Here is an 18,160-nt window from a genome sequence, read left to right as displayed (position 1 = left end):
CCATGACCCAGCGCGCAGCACCCAAATCCACGCCCAGGCCCAAGCCGAAGTCTTCCGCCCCCGCACGCGGCAGCCGCGCCACCGGTCGCGTCACCATCATTGATGTGGCGGCCGAGGCCGGGGTCAGCCCGATGACGGTATCGCGCGCGCTGAAGACGCCGGCCCTGGTGCAGGAGCAGTCCCGCCAGCGCATCCTGGAGGCCATTGCCCGGCTCGGCTATGTCCCCAACCAGGCCGCCTCGACGCTGGCCTCGGCACGTTCGCAGGTAATAGCGGTGCTGGTGCCGTCGCTCACCAATGCGGTCTTCATCGAAACCCTCTCGGGTATCCGCGACTACCTGGCCGGTGCCGGTTACCAGTTCCTCATCGGCGAGACCGGTTACGTGCGGGACAAGGAAGAACAACTCATCGCCACCTATCTGGCCCATGCGCCGGCCGGCTTCCTGCTCTCCAGCAGCGAACAGCACGACATCCTGCAGGCCCGCCCAGGCAGCCGCGACATCCCGGCCGTACGCATGTTCGACCTGGGACGCAGCCAGCACGACCTGTCGGTGGGTTTCTCGCAGACCCGCGCCGGGCAGGCGGTGGCACGTCATCTGGTAGAACGCGGCTATCGACGTCCGGCCTTCCTGGCGGCCCAGCTGGACCCGCGCATGATGAAGCGCCGAGAAGGCTTCCGCAAAGGACTGATCGAGGCCGGCATCCAGCCGGATATCGAGGTGCTGCTGCCGGAACCGACCACCGTCAACATGGGTGCGCAATTGCTGCGCCGCGTGCTGGAGCAGCATCCGGACTGCGATTCGGTCTTCTGCTGCAACGATGACCTGGCCCTCGGTGCGCTCTTTGAATGTCAGCGCCAGGGCATCAGCGTGCCGGGGCAGATGGCCATCGCCGGCTTCAACGACCTCTCCTGGGCCGCTTGTGCCACGCCCTCCATTACCACGGTGGTGACGCCGCGCTATGACATCGGCTACAAGTCGGCCGAGATGCTGGTGCGCCAGCTCAAGGGTGAGGATATCGCCAAGGGTCGCCTGGACCTGGGCTTCGAACTGGCGCTGCGCGAGAGCACCTGAACCGGCGAAGGACTTCGTCGGCACCTGCTGCGCATTGGCGCTACCGCCCTCCCCCCCGGCGAACCACCTCATCGGTCCGCCGCATCCCGTCCATCCATGGACGAATCACCATCAATAATCCATCCAACGCTGGCCGCTGGCTCTGGACAGATGCGGTCCATTCTCTACAATCTTCCGGTGTCGTCCAGACTGTGCGGCAGCATCGCATCCGGACGGCATTCCTATAAATAATATGCACATTCCCAAGTCCAGATCATCAGGAGCATCCCTCATGCAGACATTCACCGGTCTTTGCAAACCCGCCGCCATGGCCCTGCTGCCCTTGTGCGGCGCACTGGCCTTCCTGCCGGCCAGCGCCCAGACGGCGCCACCGGCGGCCCCCGTGGTCAAGTACGACCTGACCTACGACATCATCAGCCCGGTCCATAGCCAGCACGGCATGGTGGCCACCGAACAGGAACTGGCCACCAAGGTCGGCGTGGACATCCTCAAGAAGGGCGGCAACGCCGTCGATGCGGGCGTGGCGGTCGGCTTCGCGCTGGCGGTGGTGCTGCCCAATGCGGGCAACATCGGCGGTGGCGGTTTCATGATGATCCACGATGCCAAGACCGGCAAGAACGTGGCCCTGGACTTCCGCGAGATGGCGCCGCAGCGCGCCACCCGCAACATGTACCTGGACGACAAGGGCAACGTCGTCCCCGGCCGCTCGCTCTACACCCACCTGGCCGTGGGCGTACCGGGCACGGTGGCGGGCCTGTCGCATGCACTCGCCAAGTACGGCACGATGAAGCTGTCGCAGGTCATCCAGCCAGCGGTCGAACTGGCCGAAAAGGGCTATCCGGTCAGCCGCAGCCTGGCGCTGATCCTGGCCGCAGAGCGTGAGCACCTGGGCCAGTGGGATTCGTCCAAGGCGATCTTCTTCAAGGAAGGTCGTCCCCTCAAGGAAGGCGAAATGCTGGTCCAGAAGGATCTGGCCAAGTCCCTGCGCCTGATCGCCAAGGAAGGCCCCAAGGCCTTCTATGACGGCGCCATCGCCAGGAAGATCGTGGCCGAGATGGACAAGCACGGCGGTCTCATCAGCGCCGACGACCTGCGCAACTACAAGGTGGTCGAACGCGTGCCGGTGTCGGGCAACTATCGTGGCTACCAGGTGATGTCCATGCCGCCGCCAAGCTCGGGCGGGGTGCACATCATCCAGATGATGAACATCCTGGAACGTTATCCGCTCAAGCAATACGGCGCCGACAGTGCCCAGACCATCCACCTGATGGCCGAAGCCATGAAGCTGGCCTACGCCGACCGTTCGGAATACCTGGGCGATCCGGATTTCACCAAGGTCCCCGTCAAGGGCCTGACCTCGCGCGCCTACGCCGACGAACTGGCCAAGAAGATCAACCCGGATCGCGCCACGCCTTCCACCGAGATCAAACCGGGCCAGCCGCAGCCGTATGAAAGCGACCAGACCACCCACTACTCGGTGGCCGACAAGGACGGCAACCTGGTTGCCACCACCTACACCCTGAACCTGAACTTCGGCAGCGGCATCGTCGCCACCGGCACCGGCATCACCTTGAACAACGAGATGGATGACTTCGCCGCCAAGCCGGGCGTACCCAATGCCTTCGGCCTGATTGGTGGCGACGCCAATGCAGTGGGACCGTACAAGCGACCGCTGTCGTCGATGTCGCCCACCTTCGTGCTCAAGGATGGCAAGCCCTTCCTGGTCACCGGCAGCCCGGGTGGCAGCCGCATCATCACGACCACGATGCAGACCATCCTCAACGTGATCGACCACGACATGAACGTGGCCGAAGCCACCATCACTCCGCGCATCCATCATCAGTGGGCGCCGGACCAGCTGCGCGTGGAAAAGGGTCTCTCCGCCGATACCCTGAAGATCCTGCAGGACAAGGGCCAGAAGATCAGCGTGCAGCCCTCCATGGGACGCACGCAGACCATCCAGATCCGGGAAGACGGCTTTGACGGCTTCTCCGATCCGCGCAATCCGGATGGACGTACGCTGGGGTTCTGATCTGACTGGTGTGACATGAAGTATTGCATCACCCTGCCCCGTCACTGATTGACGGGGCAGGCAGTGAAGAGAGAAACCGGTTCCTGATTTTCAGGGACCGGTTTTTTTTCGACCATGTGGGATGTGGGCGGCGACGTATTTCTCATCATTTGTTGCGGCATCAAAGGTGAAATCCCATGACGACCGATGGATGCCGGCGCAATCGCCCGTTCATCTGCATTGCTACCCGGCTGGTGATCGATCTTGATGGCGCCGGTGCGGGTACCCAGACCTACTCGCTGCATCTGCAAAACGTCGCCTACAACCCGGCCAATACACATACGCTGTTTGGTGTGTAAGCCGGCGTTGCAGTGATGTACACGCGGCGATCCGATGGACGCCGCGTGTGTCTCACGCACCAGCAATGATGGCCATTCAGTAGTCCAGGCCATCACAAGCTGCGGCATGAGAACGGCGTGGATCGCATGCATTCTCCGTGATCAGGCACGCCACCGAGTGCTACATAAAGGCAATGGCGCCCTCGCCATGCCGCCCACAGGAAGGGGAAATGTCTGTCCCGAAGTCGCGTTCAGCTGGATCTGCAGAACGCGTGCAGTGGCTCGGGCCGGGCTTGGGTTGGAAAGCCGGTGTCATACCGGATACACATTCACTTTTCCCAAGGAGTCATCATCGTGACAAATCCCATCATCAACAACGCAAACACGGCAACCCAACGCGCCGCAACGGATGCTGCCGTCGCCATGGCGTCAACAGGCGCCGCTGATCTGGAAAAAGAAACGCCACCGGCACCTACAGTCCAAACGCCCGGAGTCAAGCTGGAACTGGCCGTTGATAGCGGATTCAGCCAGACCGACAAGATCACCAACAATGGCCAGGTCAATGTCAGCGGCATCCCAGCAGATGCGCGCTGGATATGGAGTGGGGACGGCGGCATCTCATGGAACTTTCCAAAGAAGGGAGCCAGTGGACCGATTGTTGTGACTGGCGACGGTGCGAAGTCAGTGATCGTCAAGGTCCAGGAGAAGGGTGGCAAGGTGACTACAAGTCAACTTGATTTCACCCTGGATACCGTCGCACCAACCATATACAAGGAAATAGAGATCTTTCACACCAGCAATATCCTCTTGACAGGAACCGCGGAGAAGGGGGCGGAAGTCTTCATTCACACGGTTGACTTTCTCGAATTGAGCGCTCGTGCGTCGCAGAAGGACGGTACTTGGGAAATCCCTCTGCAATGGACACGCAAAATATCAGGCCTGACCAAGGTAGACGGCAGTGTCAGCACCGCCAATGGTGAATACAACGCTTTATCTGCCACGGAGACGCATAGGCTGAAGCAGAGCTTCAGTGACGATTTCTCCCCTACCGGCAATGCGCTGCTGGACACCACCCGTGAGGCGTATAGCATGACAACCTCTGGGGAGACTTGGTATCTGTGGGCGCAGATCGGAGGAGGTTATGTCATCTCGCGTCAGAGCGGCACCGACGAATGGTATCGCGAGACGGATTTCTCGCGGTATCTGAAGGCGGATGTCGGGAACGACAGCAAGCATAGGCCGTCCTCTGATACCAAGTGGATAGCGACCGATCTACCTGCCCCACATCTGGCCGCAGAAGTTGCTCTGGAAGACGGAACGCGGGCGCACCAGAAAGCGCTACCGTTGTTGAGTTTTGGTATGGCCGCCGAAGAAACCGCTTTCTACTTGCAACAGGAAGATCGCGCTGGCAACGTCAGCGCGAACAGCGGCTTTCGCCTCTTCATTGATACCACTTCGCCCGAGAACTTCGTCCCAGGATTGGGCAAATTTGAAAGCGGGTCGATATCTCGGCACTATGTCACCAACGCTGATCTTTCGACTGGTACGCGCTTTGCACCCAGTGCGGACTTTGCCGGATCAACAGCAGTGAATGCAGCTCATCTCTATTTCAGGCTCTCAGGGAACGCCCTGCAGGGTGCGCAGGACAAGCTTGCCTTTGAGCGTGAGCTTGATCCCTTCCGTTCGGGAGAGGATATGTACAATCGGACGATCAACGGCGTCGAGAACGTCGAGTTCTACTACTCCACCGGCAGGAATGAACTGTGGGTAAATCATTCAAAGCGTGGCGCGTTCAGCAAGGACGAGATCGAACGTCTGATCCAGGCCGTCAAGTTGATCAATACCGCGGGAAGCACCGGTACCCGCGTACTGACAATGCGTACTTCCGAAGATCGCGGCGATCTGGCTTGGCAAGGCACTCTAGAGGTGACCAACGAGCGCCTGGCCTTGCCTGCTGATCCCAACGTCGCAGCATCGAAGGATGAAGCAATCCGCTACATCGCGACGGCAGGTGCCCTGGAACAGGGGATCAGCCTGCACAAGGCAGTCCTCGAACCTGCTGCAAAGGATATCAGTAGCCTCCAACTGACCCTGGTAGGCAAGGGGCTCAATCCGGAACATGACCGACTGCTGATTGACCTGCCCAAGGACAAGGGCAACGAAGTCGCCAACGCGCTGCGCTCCGCTTTTGACCCCGAGAAGCATACGCTGACCATCAGCAATAGCTCGGGCGCACTACTCTCGGGCAGCCAGATTCAGACCCTGATTAAATCGGTCAAGCTGGTCAATTCGCTCGGTCTGGAAGGTGAACGTGAGGTGCAATTCCGCTTGATCGCCACCAATGGCGAAGTTGGTGGTCCCGCCCGTGCGAAACTGGTCGTCGATACCCAGGCGCCAACACTGGACCTGGATTATTTCACCCCGGGCATCCAGTCGAACTCGCAAAAGGTCATCAACCTCAAGCGCGCTGCCGATGGTGAGAGCCTGTTCGACAAGCAGATCGGTGCTTCCCTCGCCGATGACATCGCTACGATCAAGCTCAGCTTCTCCGGCAACATGGATACGTTCGCCAGCGATCAGGTGGTTCTCAATGCAGAGGCCAATGGCTTCCTGTCCCTGGAAAAAGATCAGGGTGCATCCAATCAGACTATCGGTGGCGTCACCGGGCTGACCTATACCTACGAGCGCGGTACCTCCACGCTGAATCTGCAAAAGACATCCGGCAAGTCCCTGACCGGGCTGGAAACCAAACAGATTCTGGAAGCCCTGAAACTGAAGGCCACCTCCACCGCGCTGGACTATCGCAACATCGACATCACCGTGAGCGACCACGCCGGCAACAGCAGCCTGGCCAAGGCGAGGATCAAGCTCGATACCACACCCGCGCCGGAAATCAAGGCCGAGCTGGTGGCGCAGAACCAGATGAGTTACCAGGTCCTGAACCTGGGCGACACCCTGGGCCGGGTCAATTCCCACAATCTCAGCAAAGGCGAAAGTGTGCTCCTGGCACAGCCCGCAGGGATGAGCGCGCAGAACTTCCTGGCGTCCATCAAGGGTATCTCGGCGGAATGGGGGGGCGTGGGCATTACGGGCAAGGCGAATACGACTTCCTCGCTGTTCAAGAGCTATCAAAGCTTCGACCAGCCACTGACGGCCGGCAAGAATTTTGTGATGGCGCATCAGGGTGGTTCTTACATCAAGGCTGGCATCTTCAACTTCACCTTGACCCCGGATGGCAAGGGCGTAATGCTCAACCACAAGGGTGGCGGCAATGTGGCCAATCAGGACATGCATGAGTTGGGCGGTTTCACCCAGACCTCCAACGGCAACTATGACATCGGCAATGTCCGGATTCTGTATCAGGTCGATACCGGTGCCAGCAATCTGAATCCCACCTTCAACGTCAAGTTCGACGCCAAGAAAGCCAGTGTCGGTGATGTCATTTCGCTGATCACCGCAGACCATGCGACGACCAGCAAGGTCTTGACTGCCGAAGACCTGGCTTCGCCTCAGGCCGCGGTGAGCCTGAAGGTGGCCAACAGCCTGTCGGCCGCACAGCACACGATCGAGGTGCAGTACAAGGAGGTCTCCGGCAACATCAGCCAGGTCGAATCGGTGGTCACGCCGGCGCGCCCTGGCAATGTCGCCAATCCGGTACTGAGCGAGCTCAAGGTCGGCAGCCCCACCAACGCCCGCATCAAGCTGCTCGACGACTCGGCGACCCAGTACGCCTCCATCACAGAAAACGGCACCGCCGCATCGCCGGGTAGCAGCGAGCGCGGTCTGGTGTTCTCGGGCAAGGTCGGCGGTGCGGGTTCGTCGGACCAGTATCTGGTCACCGTCAAGGCGGGCGACAAGGTGCTGGCCTTCGACACCGTCAAGGCAGGCAACTTCACCCTCGCTTCCGCAGCCAATCTGCTGGCGCCGGGCGTCTATGACGATCTGAGCTTCACGGCAACCAACATCACCGCCGGCAACAACAATGGGGCGACGGCCAGCGTCGGTGGCCTGAAACTGGGTTCGTTCTGGGCGGCCCAATCGCTGGGCGATACGCGCGGTGGCAACGGTAACGACACCATCCTGCTCGGTGCCACCAAGAATGGGGCCAATACGCTGATCCAGACCAACGGCGGCTATGACACCTTGAGCCTGGGTGCCTTCGGCAAGAAGGGTAACTTCGCTGCCACCGTCACCGATTTTTCTCTCGGTGTGGACAAACTGGCCGTGTTCGGCAAGAACGTCGATGCGCTGAACCTGGACAAGTTCGTCAAGGAAGTAGGCTCCATCCAGGGCGGCGCGGGTACCCGGCTGGTGATCGACCTTGATGGCGCCGGTGCGGGTACCCAGACCTACTCGCTGCATCTGCAAAACGTCGCCTACAACCCGGCCAATACACATACGCTGTTTGGTGTGTAAGCCGGGGTTGCAGTGAAGTAGACGTAACCAACCGATGGACGCTTTCAGTATCTCAGGCACAGACAACATACGACCATGAGCAGCCACAGCAAGCACCGCATGCTGGATGAGAACATAGCGCAGGGAGGGACCCCCATCCATTCGGAGCAAGGCATGAGTCCATGCAGAGCATCCCTCGGGCAACGGCTCAAATCCGTTCGCCTGCAACTGGGTATCAGCCAGCGCCAGTTCGCCATTGCGCTGGGCACTGCACCCAACCACATCTACCAGATTGAACGTGGCCGCAGCATGCCGGGTGCCAAACTGCTGCGCGGTATGCGCGAGCGGTTCGGCATCGATATCAACTGGCTGCTCAGTGGTGACGCCGATTATGTCGCCACCACGCTGCTGGAACGTGAATTGGAAAAGCTGGCCCGGCAATTCCGACACGCAAATCGTTCTGCTCGGGCGATGTTGTTGAAGACGGCGAGTTTCACGGCGTCTGCATCTCTGTGAGGCGTTGCCACGGCGGTAAAAGCAGCAGCAGCGCTATCGAAGCCCCTTCCCCGCCCCCGAAACAAAAAATGCCGTCCAGCACCACACTGAACGGCATTCCTGGTGCAAGGACCGGCGTGGTCCTCAGTCAGGCACAGACCTACTCCCGCATCTCCACCATCTTCGGATAGACCTTCACCAGCACGATCTTCGGCCCAGACATGCGCTTGATGACCACGTCGAAGGCGGGAAACTCGATCTTCTGGCCTTCCTTGGGCAGGTCGCCCAGTTTCTCCATCACCAGGCCGCCGACGGAGTCGATGCTGTCGTCGTACTCGATGTCGATGCCCAGCATGTTCTCCAGCGTGACGATGGGCAGGCTGCCCTTGCCCAGCAGGGTACCGTCGTCCTGGCGGGTCCACTCGCCGGTGTTGTGGCGGAATTCGTCGCGGATCTCACCCACCAGCAGGCTGAGCATATTGTCCAGGGTGATGAAGCCCTGCGGCGGCTGGCCCTTCTTGCCGATGACGGCGAAGTGCGGCGTGCCGGTGCGGAAGCGGCGCAGCAGGTCCAGCGCCGGCAAGGCGGGCGAGATGAACTGCACCGGGCGCAGGTAATCCTTCAGGTTGCCGATGGCGCGACCATCCTGCTGTGCCAGGAACACGTCCTTCAGGTGGACCAGGCCCAGCACCTGCTGGCGCTCGGCGTCGAAGTAGGGGTAACGCGAATAGCGGTTGCGGTAGATGATGTCCAGGTTTTCTTCCTGGGTCTTGTCATCGCCCAGGGCCACGATTTCACTGGCGGGGCGCATGATGTCGGCCACGTCCAGTTCGGCGAAGTTCAGGCTCTGCGCCAGCATGTTCCATTCGTCGCGGGTGAACTTGCCACTCTTGCCGCTCTTGCCACCGGCGCGCAGGATCAACTTGAGTTCATCCGAGGAATAGTGCGCGTCATGCCCATGGCCGGCGCCCAGTCCGGCCACGCGCAGCAGCCAGTTGGAGCTGGCGTTGAGCACCCAGATCAGCGGATACATGCCCCAGTAGAAGCCATACAGCGGCACCGCGCACCACAGGCCCAGCTTTTCCGGGCTGCGGATGGCCATGGACTTGGGGGCCAGTTCGCCGGCCACGATGTGCAGGAAGGAAATGACGAAGAAGGCAAAGACGAACGAGATGCCGTGGATCAGTTCCTGATTGGTCACACCCACCAGCGAGAAGAGCGGTTCCAGCAACCGGGCGAATGCCGGTTCACCGATCCAGCCCAGGCCCAGCGAGGCCAGGGTGATACCGAGTTGGCAGGCGGAGAGATAGGCGTCCAGTTGATTGTGGACCACGGCCAGGATGCGGCCGCGCAAGCCTTGTGTTTTTGCGATGGCCCGGATGCGCGTTTGACGCAACTTGACCAGACTGAATTCTGCAGCAACGAAAAAACCGTTCAACGCAACCAGGAAGAAGGCTGCGACGATCAGTAATATGTTTTCCAACGAGGGTTCCTATCGGGGTTGTCAAAGGGCCCGGACGCAATGAACCGGTCCGGACCCGGTAATTTACCATGGGTCGGCGGGCGAACCGGTTTTGCTATCAAAATAACAATATTTTGCGCCGACGTTCAACACCGCGGGTCATCCAATGGATGACCCGCGGCCGGCGCTCGAATAAGCGTCGGCCCGCGAGACGGCTGAGCTCAGGGTTGATTGCCTCTCCTGGCCTGGCACCCGAGGGCTCAGAAGCCTTCCAGAACCACCTTGCCCCGCGCCCGATTGGTCTCGATCAGGGCATGTGCGCGGCGCAGATTCTCGGCATTGATGCGGCCGAAATGCTCACCTGTGGTGGTGCGCAGCACACCCTCGTCGATCAGTTGCGCCACGCGTTGCAGGAGCTCGTGCTGGCGGATCATGTCGGCGGTCTGGAACATGGAGCGGGTAAACATCAGCTCCCAGTGCAGCGAAATGCTCTTGCGTTTGAGCGGCACCACATCCAGCGTGGCCGGGTCGTCGATCAGGGCCAGTTGGCCCTGCGGCGCCAGTAACTCGACGATCTGCGCAAAGTGCTGGTCGGTATGGGTCAGGCTGATGACGATATCGACCTCGGGGATGCCGATCTTCTCCAGCTGCGGCTTGAGCGGCTGGCTATGGTCGATCACGTGGTGCGCACCCAGCTCCTGCACCCATTGCACGGTCTCCGGGCGCGAGGCGGTGCCGATGACGGTCAGTTGCGTCAGGCGACGGGCCAGCTGGGTCAGCATGGAGCCGACGCCCCCGGCAGCACCGATGATGAGCAGGCTGCGTCCCTGGCCACCACCTTCCGGCACCGCCACGCGGTCGAACAGCAGTTCCCAGGCCGTGATGGCCGTCAGCGGGATGGCCGCTGCATCGGCGTGGCCCAGGCTGGCGGGCTTGCGGCCGACAATGCGCTCGTCCACCACGTGCAGTTCGCTGTTGGAGCCGGGTCGGGTGATGGCGCCGGCATAGAACACTTCATCGCCAGGCTGGAACAGCGTTACTGCCGATCCCACGGCGCGCACCACGCCCGAGGCGTCCCAGCCCAGTACGCGCGGCTCCTTGACGGGCGAGCCGGCGCGCACCTTGGTATCGACCGGATTGACCGAGACCGCCTTGACCTCGACCAGCAGGTCGCGCTCGCCCGGTGTGGGCTCGGGCAGGGTGGTATCGATCAGGGACTCGGGGTTGCTGATGGGCAGGCCGTGCTGCCTGTAGACAATGGCTTTCATGGGAAATCCTTTTCTGTGGAACATGAGGGTTGCATCAGGCAGGAAGCTTGTGCCTGCCTTGCATGGACAGCATCTTAGGTCCGCAAGCTCGCGCCCGCCAGAACCTGCCTCGATAAAGACTTTCATCGCAGAAGCGAAAATCGCCCGCAATCCCTTGCTGCAGGCGGCTCACGCCAGATGCGGCTTGATCACCGCAGCCAGCTTGTCGAAGGCCCGGGCGATCTCGTCATTGGGCACGCTGGCATAGCCCAGCAGCAGTCCACGCCGCGCACCACGGGCATGCATGTAGTAGCGCGACAGCGGTCGCACCACGATGCCGGCGGCCAGCGCCTGTTCGCAGATGAGCACGTCGTCGCATTCCTGCGGCAGACCCAGCACCAGATGCAGGCCGGCCTCGCCGCCGGTGATGGTCATCTTTTCGCCGAAGTGGCGATTGATGGCCTGTTGCAGCAACTGCAGCCGTTCCGCGTAGAGCACCCGCATCTTGCGGATGTGCGACGCAAAATGCCCCTCGGCCATGAAGTCGGCCAGCGTCGCCTGCAGGAACACCTGACCGTTGCGGTACAACTCGGCGATGCCGGTGGCGAAGGCGCGGGAGAGCGATTCCGGCACCACCAGGAAACCGATGCGCAAGCCCGGGAACATGATCTTGCTGAAGGTCCCCATGTAGAGCACCCGGTCCTGCGTATCCATGCCCTGCAGCGAAGCCAGCGGCCGTCCGCCGTAGCGGAATTCGCTGTCGTAGTCATCCTCGATGATCCACACCTTGTGGGTGGCGGCGTATTCCAGCAGCATGCGCCGTCGCGACAGGCTCATCACCATGCCCAGCGGATACTGGTGCGAGGGCGTGGTGCAGATGAAGCGCGGTGGCCGGCGCAGGTTGGCCAGGCGCATGCGCATGCCTTCCTGGTCCACCGCGATGGGGACCGACTGGATGCCCAGCGAATTGAGCACGCTGCGCGTGCCCCAGTAGCAGGGGTCTTCGACCCAGGCGGTATCGCCGTGCTCGCCCAGCAGCTTGACCACGATGTCGATCGATTGGTGGATGCCGGTGGTGATCAACACCTGCGAGGCCGTGCAATTGACCGAGCGCGCCACGCGCAGGTATTCGGCGATCTGCTCGCGCAGCCCCGCATAGCCGGCGCCGGGGCCATAGGTCAGCAGGTCGGAATTGGAACGGCGCCAGTGCTTGTTCTGCAGCCGTCCCCAGATCTTGTAAGGCACGCAGGTGACATCCGGCACACCCGGCATGAAGGCGCCCCACTGGCGCTCGCCGACACCGGCCTGGCGCGTCAGCATCGCACCCCGCGCCGACAGTTCGGACTTGCCGGAGGGGTCCGTCAGCGGCTCCTTGCGCTCCACTGCTTCGGGCATCTGGTCCGGCGCCGTGTCGGCCACGAAGGTGCCGGCGCCGGTGCGGCTTTCCAGGTACCCCTCGGCCAGCAACTGCTCATAGGCATAGGTCACGGTATTGCGCGAGGTCCCCAGCTCCGTGGCGAGGTCGCGCGAGGACGGCAATTGCATGCCGGCCGGCAAGGTGTGGGCCAGGATGGCTTCGCGGATCAACTGGTAGATCTGCCGATTCACCGGAACGGCAGCCGCGGTCTTGCCTGTTCGGGGGCCTTTCGTTGCGGTGCTTTCCCGGCCGGCAGCGGCACGGCCCTTGCCCGGACCGGCCTTGGAGGAAGGACGGTTGATGCGCAGCAGCAGATAGTCGGACAAGGAGGCGAGTTTCAAGTGGCACCATCAGATATTTGAAATTGGCTCTATATTACAGTGCCACTTGGGTTTTATATTGTTTCCCGACTCAGCAATTTCCGCGCCGTGCCGGCGCCATTCAACGCAGCAAGAACGGAGCAAGCAATGACCACCCAGGTGACCAACCAGGAACTGCAACAACGAAAGAACGCCGCCACCCCGCGCGGCGTGGGCGTGATGTGCGACTTCTACGCCGAGCGTGCCGTCAACGCCGAGTTGTGGGATGTCGAGGGACGCCGCTTCATCGACTTCGCCGCCGGCATCGCCGTGCTCAACACCGGCCACCGTCATCCGAAGCTGCTCGACGCCATGCGCGCCCAGATGGAGAAGTTCACCCACACCGCCTACCAGATCGTGCCCTATGCCAGCTACGTGGAACTGGCCGAGCGCATCAACGCCGTGACCCCGGGCGACTACCCCAAGAAGACCGCCTTCTTCTCCACCGGCGCCGAGGCGGTGGAAAACGCCATCAAGATCGCCCGCGCCCATACCGGCCGTCCTGGCGTGATCGCCTTTGCCGGCGGCTTCCACGGCCGGACCATGATGGGCATGGCGCTGACCGGCAAGGTCGCTCCCTACAAGCTGGGCTTCGGGCCCTTCCCGGGCGACGTCTACCACGCCCCCTACCCCAGCGCCCTGCATGGCATCAGCACCGACGATGCGCTGGAAGCCGTCAAGGGCCTCTTCAAGAGCGACATCGAAGCGCGCCGCGTGGCCGCCATCATCCTGGAGCCGGTGCAGGGCGAAGGCGGCTTCTACGCCGCCCCGGCCGACTTCATGCGCGGCCTGCGCGCCCTCTGCGACGAGCACGGCATCCTGCTGATCGCCGACGAAGTGCAGTCCGGCTATGGCCGTACCGGCAAACTGTTTGCGATGGAACATTACGACGTGCTGCCCGATTTGATGACCATGGCCAAGAGCCTGGCCGGTGGTATGCCGCTGTCGGCCGTCAATGGTCGTGCCGAGATCATGGATGCGCCCGCCCCCGGTGGCCTGGGCGGCACCTATGCCGGCAATCCCCTGGCGGTGGCCTCGGCGCTGGCGGTGCTGGACGTGATGCAGGAAGAAAAGCTGGTGGCCCGTGGCGCGCGCCTGGGCGACAAACTGCAGGAGCATCTCAAGGAACTGCGTTCGGCCGTGCCGCAGATTGCCGAAGTGCGCGGCGTGGGTGCCATGGTCGCCGTGGAGTTCGCCGACCCGGCCACCGGCAAGCCGGATGCGGACTACACGAAGAAGGTGCAACAACACGCCCTGGATCACGGCCTGCTGCTGCTGACCTGCGGCAGCTACGGCAACGTGATCCGCTTCCTGTTCCCGCTGACGATTCCTGATGCCGTCATGGACGAAGCGCTGGGCATCCTGGCCGCAGCCATCAAGCTGGCCTGAGACTTGCATTGCACGGCAGCTGTTTGATGCAGTAATGGGTAGACGGGCCGGACGATGAATCCGGCCCCGCGTAAAAGAGAGGAACGATGATGGCGGCTTATGCAATGAAGCAGGCAGTGCAGGAAGAGACCCAGCCCGGCAACAGCGACGTGCTGGTGCAGTTCTGCGGCGTAAAGAAGACCTATAACGGCGAGAACCTGATCGTCAAGAGCCTGGACCTGGAGATTCGCCGTGGCGAGTTCCTGACCCTGCTCGGCCCCTCGGGTTCGGGCAAGACCACCTGCCTGATGATGCTGGCGGGGTTCGAGTTTCCCACCGGCGGCGAGATCCGTCTCGATGGCCAGTTGCTCAACCGCGTGCCGCCCCACAAGCGCAACATCGGCATGGTGTTCCAGAACTATGCGCTGTTCCCGCACATGACCATCGCCCAGAACGTGGCCTATCCGCTGTCGGTGCGCAAGATGGATCGCGCCACCCGCGAAGCCAAGGTCAAGCAGGCGCTGGACATGGTGCAGATGGGGAAATTCGGCGACCGCTATCCGACCCAGCTCTCGGGCGGCCAGCAGCAGCGCGTGGCGCTGGCGCGCACACTGGTCTTCGATCCGCAACTGGTGTTGATGGACGAACCGCTGGGCGCGCTCGACAAGCAGCTGCGCGAACACATGCAGCTGGAACTGAAGGCCCTGCACAAGCGCCTGGGCGTGACCTTCGTCTATGTCACCCACGACCAGAGCGAAGCCCTCACCATGTCGGACCGCGTGGCCGTCTTCGACCAGGGCGTGATCCAGCAACTGGCCCCGGTGACCGAACTCTACGAATATCCCGACAACCAGTTCGTGGCCAACTTCATCGGCGACAACAACCGTTTCCAGGGCAGCGTGGAATCGGTACAGGGCGAGCACTGTACCGTGCGCCTGGCCGATGGCACCGTGCTGACTGGCCTCAATGTCCACCGCGCGCACGCCGGCCAGGCCATCACCGCCTGCGTGCGCCCCGAACGCATCCGCCTGGCCGCAGGTGGCAGCAGCGAACCCAACAGCCTGCGCGCCACCATCGGCGGCCTGATCTATTTCGGCGATCATGTGCGCGTACGGTGCACCGTCACGGGGCAGGAAGATTGCTTCGTCAAGCTCTCCCTGTCCGACCAGGCGCTGGCCGGCTTGACCGAGGGCAGCAGCGTGGTGCTGCATATCGCGCAGGATCGCCTGCGCTGCTTCCTCTGAGCGCCCTGACTCCCTCCCGTTTACTTAGTTTTTTGTTTCGCCGTACCTTGATGTTGCAGTTCCATTTGTTAGTTTTCCAGGCAACGCAGATTGCCCATGAAGTCCGATCCAGCGCAACAACGTCACACAGTCAACAAGCACGATAACCAACGAGGAACAACAATGAAACGCCTGACACCCGCCCTGCTGTCCCCGCTCGCCCTGGGCCTGCTGCTTTCCGGCGCGGCCTCTGCCGCTGAACTGACCCTGGTCAATTTCGGCGGCGCCAATGGCAACGCGCAGAAGGTCGCCTACGTCGAACCCTTCCAGAAGAGCACCGGCACCAAGGTCGTGACCGCCGAATTCAACGGCGAACTGGCCAAGGTCAAGGCCATGGTCGAAACCAAGAAGGTCAGCTGGGACGTGGTGGAAATCGATGGCGGCGACCTGAACCGCGCCTGTGACGATGGCCTGATCGAAAAACTGGACCTGGCCAAGACCATCAAGAAGGACGACTACATCCCCGAAGCCACCGTCAGCGAATGCGGCATGGGCGCCTTCGTCTGGTCCACCGTGCTGGCCTACAACGCCGACAAGCTCAAGAGCGCACCGACCGGCTGGGCCGATTTCTGGGACACCAAGAAATACCCCGGCAAGCGCGGCATGAAGAAGAGCGCCCAGTACAACCTGGAGTTCGCCCTGATGGCCGACGGCGTGCCGACCAAGGACGTCTACAAGGTGCTGGCCACCAAGGAAGGCGTGGACCGCGCCTTCAAGAAGCTGGACCAGTTGAAACCCAACATCCAGTGGTGGGATGCGGGCGCCCTGCCGGCACAGTTCCTGGCCTCGGGTGACGTGGTCATGGCCAACGCCTACAACGGCCGCATCGATGCCGCCCAGCGCGAAGGCAAGAACCTCAAGGTGGTCTGGACCGGCAGCGTCTACACCCTGGATTACTGGGTGATCCCCAAGGGTTCGCCGAACAAGGCCCTGGCCGAGAAGTTCATCAGCTTCGCCAGCCAGCCTGAGAACCAGAAGGTCTATGCCAACAACATCGCCTACGGCCCCGTCAACAAGGGCGCCCTGAAGCTGCTGGACGCCAAGACCCTGGGCAACCTGCCGACCTCGCCGGCCAATGCCAAGGACGCCGTGCAACTGAGCCTGCAGTTCTGGACCGACCACGGCGAAGAGCTGGAGCAACGCTTCGCCGCCTGGATCGCGAAGTAAGAGGCCCCATGCAGCTGCGCGCTCCCACTCCCGTTCGTCCTGAGTAGCGGCGTAGCCGCGTATCGAAGGCACCCACCTCTGTGCGCCTTCGATACGGCCCTTGCAGGGCCTACTCAGTCCGAACGGGAGCGGGTATTGCAGCAGCAGTTGCATGCGTCCCGCAACGGCGCGCTGATTTCCAGGAACCGTTGTGTTGAAACTGCTGCCACCGGACTACCGAGACATGACCACCATCGCCACCCGCACCGCCGCCGCCATGCCCCTGGCCGAACCCGACCCGCAGCAACTCAAGCGTGAACTGCACGCCGCCCAGACCCGCAAGCGACTGGGCGCACTGGCACTGATCGCCCCACTGGCGATCTTCCTGCTGCTGACCTTCGTGGCCCCCATCGTGGCGCTGCTGCAGCGCGCCGTGGAAAATCCCGAAGTCGCCGCTACCCTGCCGCAGACGGTCGCCGTACTGTCGCGCTGGGACCGCAAGGCCGCCCTGCCCGACCAGGCTTACGCCGCCCTGGCCGAAGACCTGGCCCGCGCCAAGGAAGAGACCACCGCCGGCAACCTGGCGCGCCGTCTCAATATCGAAATCGCCGGCTCGCGCTCGCTGGTGATGGGTACCACCCGCGCCATGCCGCTGCGCGACGCCGACGGCAAGCCACTGGCACCGGCCGCCGCGCGCGAGGCCATCATCGCCCTCAATCCGCTCTGGGGCCAGCCCGACATCTGGCGCGTGATCGCCCAGAACGGCTCGGTCTATTCCCCCTATTACCTGCTGGCCTCGCTGGACCTGCGCCAGAACGTCTTTGGCGACATCGAAGCTGCCGCGCCCGAATCGGCCATCTACCGCACCATCTTCGGCCGCACCCTATGGATGAGCGCGGTGGTCACCCTGATCACGCTGCTGCTGGCCTATCCGCTGGCCTACTGGCTGTCCACCATGTCGGAGCGCCGCGCCAACCTGCTGATGATCCTGGTGCTGATCCCCTTCTGGACCTCGATCCTGGTGCGCGTGGCGGCCTGGATCGTGCTGCTGCAATCGGAAGGCCTGGTCAACAAGGCCCTGATGCTGGCCGGCCTGACGCAGTCGCCGCTGGAACTGGTGTTCAACCGGGTCGGCGTCTATATCTCGATGACCCACATCCTCCTGCCCTTCATGATCCTGCCGCTCTACAGCGTCATGAAGTCGGTGCCGCCGACCTACCTGAAGGCGGCCGTGTCGCTGGGTAGTCACCCGTTCGCCGCATTCTGGCGCGTCTATGTGCCGCAGACCTATCCGGGCGTGGGCGCCGGCGTGCTGCTGGTGTTCATCATGGCCGGTGGCTACTACATCACCCCGGCCCTGCTGGGCGGCCCCAACGAACAGATGGTGAGCTACTTCATCGCCTACTTCATCAATACCACCATCAACTGGGGCATGGCCTGCGCGCTGGGCGCCCTGCTGCTGGCCGCAACCCTGGTGCTGTACAGCGTCTACCGCCGCTTCGCCAAGGTCGACGTCGGCATCGGATGAGCTTGCACCGACCGACTGCCGCGCTGCCATCGATGAAT

At 62.3% G+C, this 18,160-nt stretch carries 12 protein-coding genes; 9 read left to right on the top strand and 3 right to left on the bottom strand.

Annotation, left to right across the window (positions count from 1 at the left end):
- The first annotated feature begins 2 nt into the window (after window positions 1-2).
- The 5 genes from gntR to HFRIS_RS24585 all read left to right on the top strand — a co-directional run bounded on the left by gntR (window position 3) and on the right by HFRIS_RS24585 (window position 8,333).
- On the top strand, window positions 3-1,073 hold the full coding sequence (gntR, locus tag HFRIS_RS22285) for an HTH-type transcriptional regulator GntR (protein WP_006465276.1): 1,071 nt from the start codon (window positions 3-5) through the stop codon (window positions 1,071-1,073).
- A gap of 271 nt (window positions 1,074-1,344) precedes the next feature.
- Window positions 1,345-3,105 carry a gamma-glutamyltransferase gene (ggt, locus tag HFRIS_RS22280; protein ID WP_006465275.1) on the top strand — a complete coding sequence of 587 codons (1,761 nt, stop codon included), beginning with the start codon at window positions 1,345-1,347 and terminating at the stop codon, window positions 3,103-3,105.
- A 176-nt stretch (window positions 3,106-3,281) separates the two neighbouring features.
- Window positions 3,282-3,443: a hypothetical protein gene (locus tag HFRIS_RS25495; RefSeq protein ID WP_006465274.1), complete on the top strand. Its 162-nt coding sequence runs from the start codon at window positions 3,282-3,284 to the stop codon at window positions 3,441-3,443.
- Between the two features lie 333 nt (window positions 3,444-3,776).
- On the top strand, window positions 3,777-7,838 hold the full coding sequence (locus HFRIS_RS22275) for an Ig-like domain-containing protein (protein ID WP_152486737.1): 4,062 nt from the start codon (window positions 3,777-3,779) through the stop codon (window positions 7,836-7,838).
- 75 nt (window positions 7,839-7,913) lie between these two features.
- Window positions 7,914-8,333: a helix-turn-helix domain-containing protein gene (locus tag HFRIS_RS24585; protein WP_006465272.1), complete on the top strand. Its 420-nt coding sequence runs from the start codon at window positions 7,914-7,916 to the stop codon at window positions 8,331-8,333.
- Between the two features lie 139 nt (window positions 8,334-8,472).
- Here the strand turns inward: HFRIS_RS24585 and HFRIS_RS22265 are convergent, their stop codons facing one another.
- From HFRIS_RS22265 to pdxR, 3 genes are all read right to left on the bottom strand, one after another.
- Entirely contained in the window at window positions 8,473-9,795 is a 1,323-nt protein-coding gene (locus tag HFRIS_RS22265; RefSeq protein WP_006465271.1) for a hemolysin family protein, read from the bottom strand.
- Between the two features lie 239 nt (window positions 9,796-10,034).
- Window positions 10,035-11,042, bottom strand: coding sequence for a zinc-binding alcohol dehydrogenase family protein (locus tag HFRIS_RS22260; RefSeq protein WP_006465270.1), 1,008 nt, complete (start codon window positions 11,040-11,042; stop codon window positions 10,035-10,037).
- A gap of 168 nt (window positions 11,043-11,210) precedes the next feature.
- Window positions 11,211-12,779: a MocR-like pyridoxine biosynthesis transcription factor PdxR gene (gene pdxR, locus HFRIS_RS22255; RefSeq protein ID WP_039876957.1), complete on the bottom strand. Its 1,569-nt coding sequence runs from the start codon at window positions 12,777-12,779 to the stop codon at window positions 11,211-11,213.
- 126 nt (window positions 12,780-12,905) lie between these two features.
- Here pdxR and HFRIS_RS22250 point away from each other — a divergent pair, with 126 nt between their 5' ends.
- The 4 genes from HFRIS_RS22250 to HFRIS_RS22235 all read left to right on the top strand — a co-directional run bounded on the left by HFRIS_RS22250 (window position 12,906) and on the right by HFRIS_RS22235 (window position 18,122).
- Entirely contained in the window at window positions 12,906-14,186 is a 1,281-nt protein-coding gene (locus tag HFRIS_RS22250) for a 4-aminobutyrate--2-oxoglutarate transaminase (RefSeq protein ID WP_081626901.1), read from the top strand.
- A gap of 86 nt (window positions 14,187-14,272) precedes the next feature.
- Window positions 14,273-15,409 (top strand): ABC transporter ATP-binding protein, encoded by a 1,137-nt coding sequence (locus tag HFRIS_RS22245; RefSeq protein WP_006465267.1) that lies wholly within the window; start codon window positions 14,273-14,275, stop codon window positions 15,407-15,409.
- 162 nt (window positions 15,410-15,571) lie between these two features.
- Window positions 15,572-16,615 (top strand): ABC transporter substrate-binding protein, encoded by a 1,044-nt coding sequence (locus HFRIS_RS22240; protein ID WP_006465266.1) that lies wholly within the window; start codon window positions 15,572-15,574, stop codon window positions 16,613-16,615.
- 223 nt (window positions 16,616-16,838) lie between these two features.
- Complete coding sequence (locus HFRIS_RS22235) at window positions 16,839-18,122, top strand: ABC transporter permease (RefSeq protein WP_039876955.1); 1,284 nt, start codon at window positions 16,839-16,841, stop codon at window positions 18,120-18,122.
- Window positions 18,123-18,160: the final 38 nt, after the last annotated feature.

This window comes from Herbaspirillum frisingense GSF30, assembly GCF_000300975.2.
Taxonomy (GTDB): domain Bacteria; phylum Pseudomonadota; class Gammaproteobacteria; order Burkholderiales; family Burkholderiaceae_D; genus Herbaspirillum; species Herbaspirillum frisingense.
Note: the sequence above shows the minus strand (reverse complement) of the source record. Positions and strands in the feature narration are given on the sequence as shown.

What these genes read in the sequence shown, in the direction of transcription:
- gntR (WP_006465276.1), top strand. Translation starts at nt 3, where the DNA reads ATGACCCAGCGCGCAGCACCCAAATCCACGCCCAGGCCCAAGCCGAAG.
- ggt (WP_006465275.1), top strand. Translation starts at nt 1,345, where the DNA reads ATGCAGACATTCACCGGTCTTTGCAAACCCGCCGCCATGGCCCTGCTG.
- HFRIS_RS25495 (WP_006465274.1), top strand. Translation starts at nt 3,282, where the DNA reads ATGACGACCGATGGATGCCGGCGCAATCGCCCGTTCATCTGCATTGCT.
- HFRIS_RS24585 (WP_006465272.1), top strand. Translation starts at nt 7,914, where the DNA reads ATGAGCAGCCACAGCAAGCACCGCATGCTGGATGAGAACATAGCGCAG.
- HFRIS_RS22260 (WP_006465270.1), bottom strand. Translation starts at nt 11,042, where the DNA reads ATGAAAGCCATTGTCTACAGGCAGCACGGCCTGCCCATCAGCAACCCC.
- HFRIS_RS22250 (WP_081626901.1), top strand. Translation starts at nt 12,906, where the DNA reads ATGACCACCCAGGTGACCAACCAGGAACTGCAACAACGAAAGAACGCC.
- HFRIS_RS22245 (WP_006465267.1), top strand. Translation starts at nt 14,273, where the DNA reads ATGATGGCGGCTTATGCAATGAAGCAGGCAGTGCAGGAAGAGACCCAG.
- HFRIS_RS22240 (WP_006465266.1), top strand. Translation starts at nt 15,572, where the DNA reads ATGAAACGCCTGACACCCGCCCTGCTGTCCCCGCTCGCCCTGGGCCTG.
- HFRIS_RS22235 (WP_039876955.1), top strand. Translation starts at nt 16,839, where the DNA reads ATGACCACCATCGCCACCCGCACCGCCGCCGCCATGCCCCTGGCCGAA.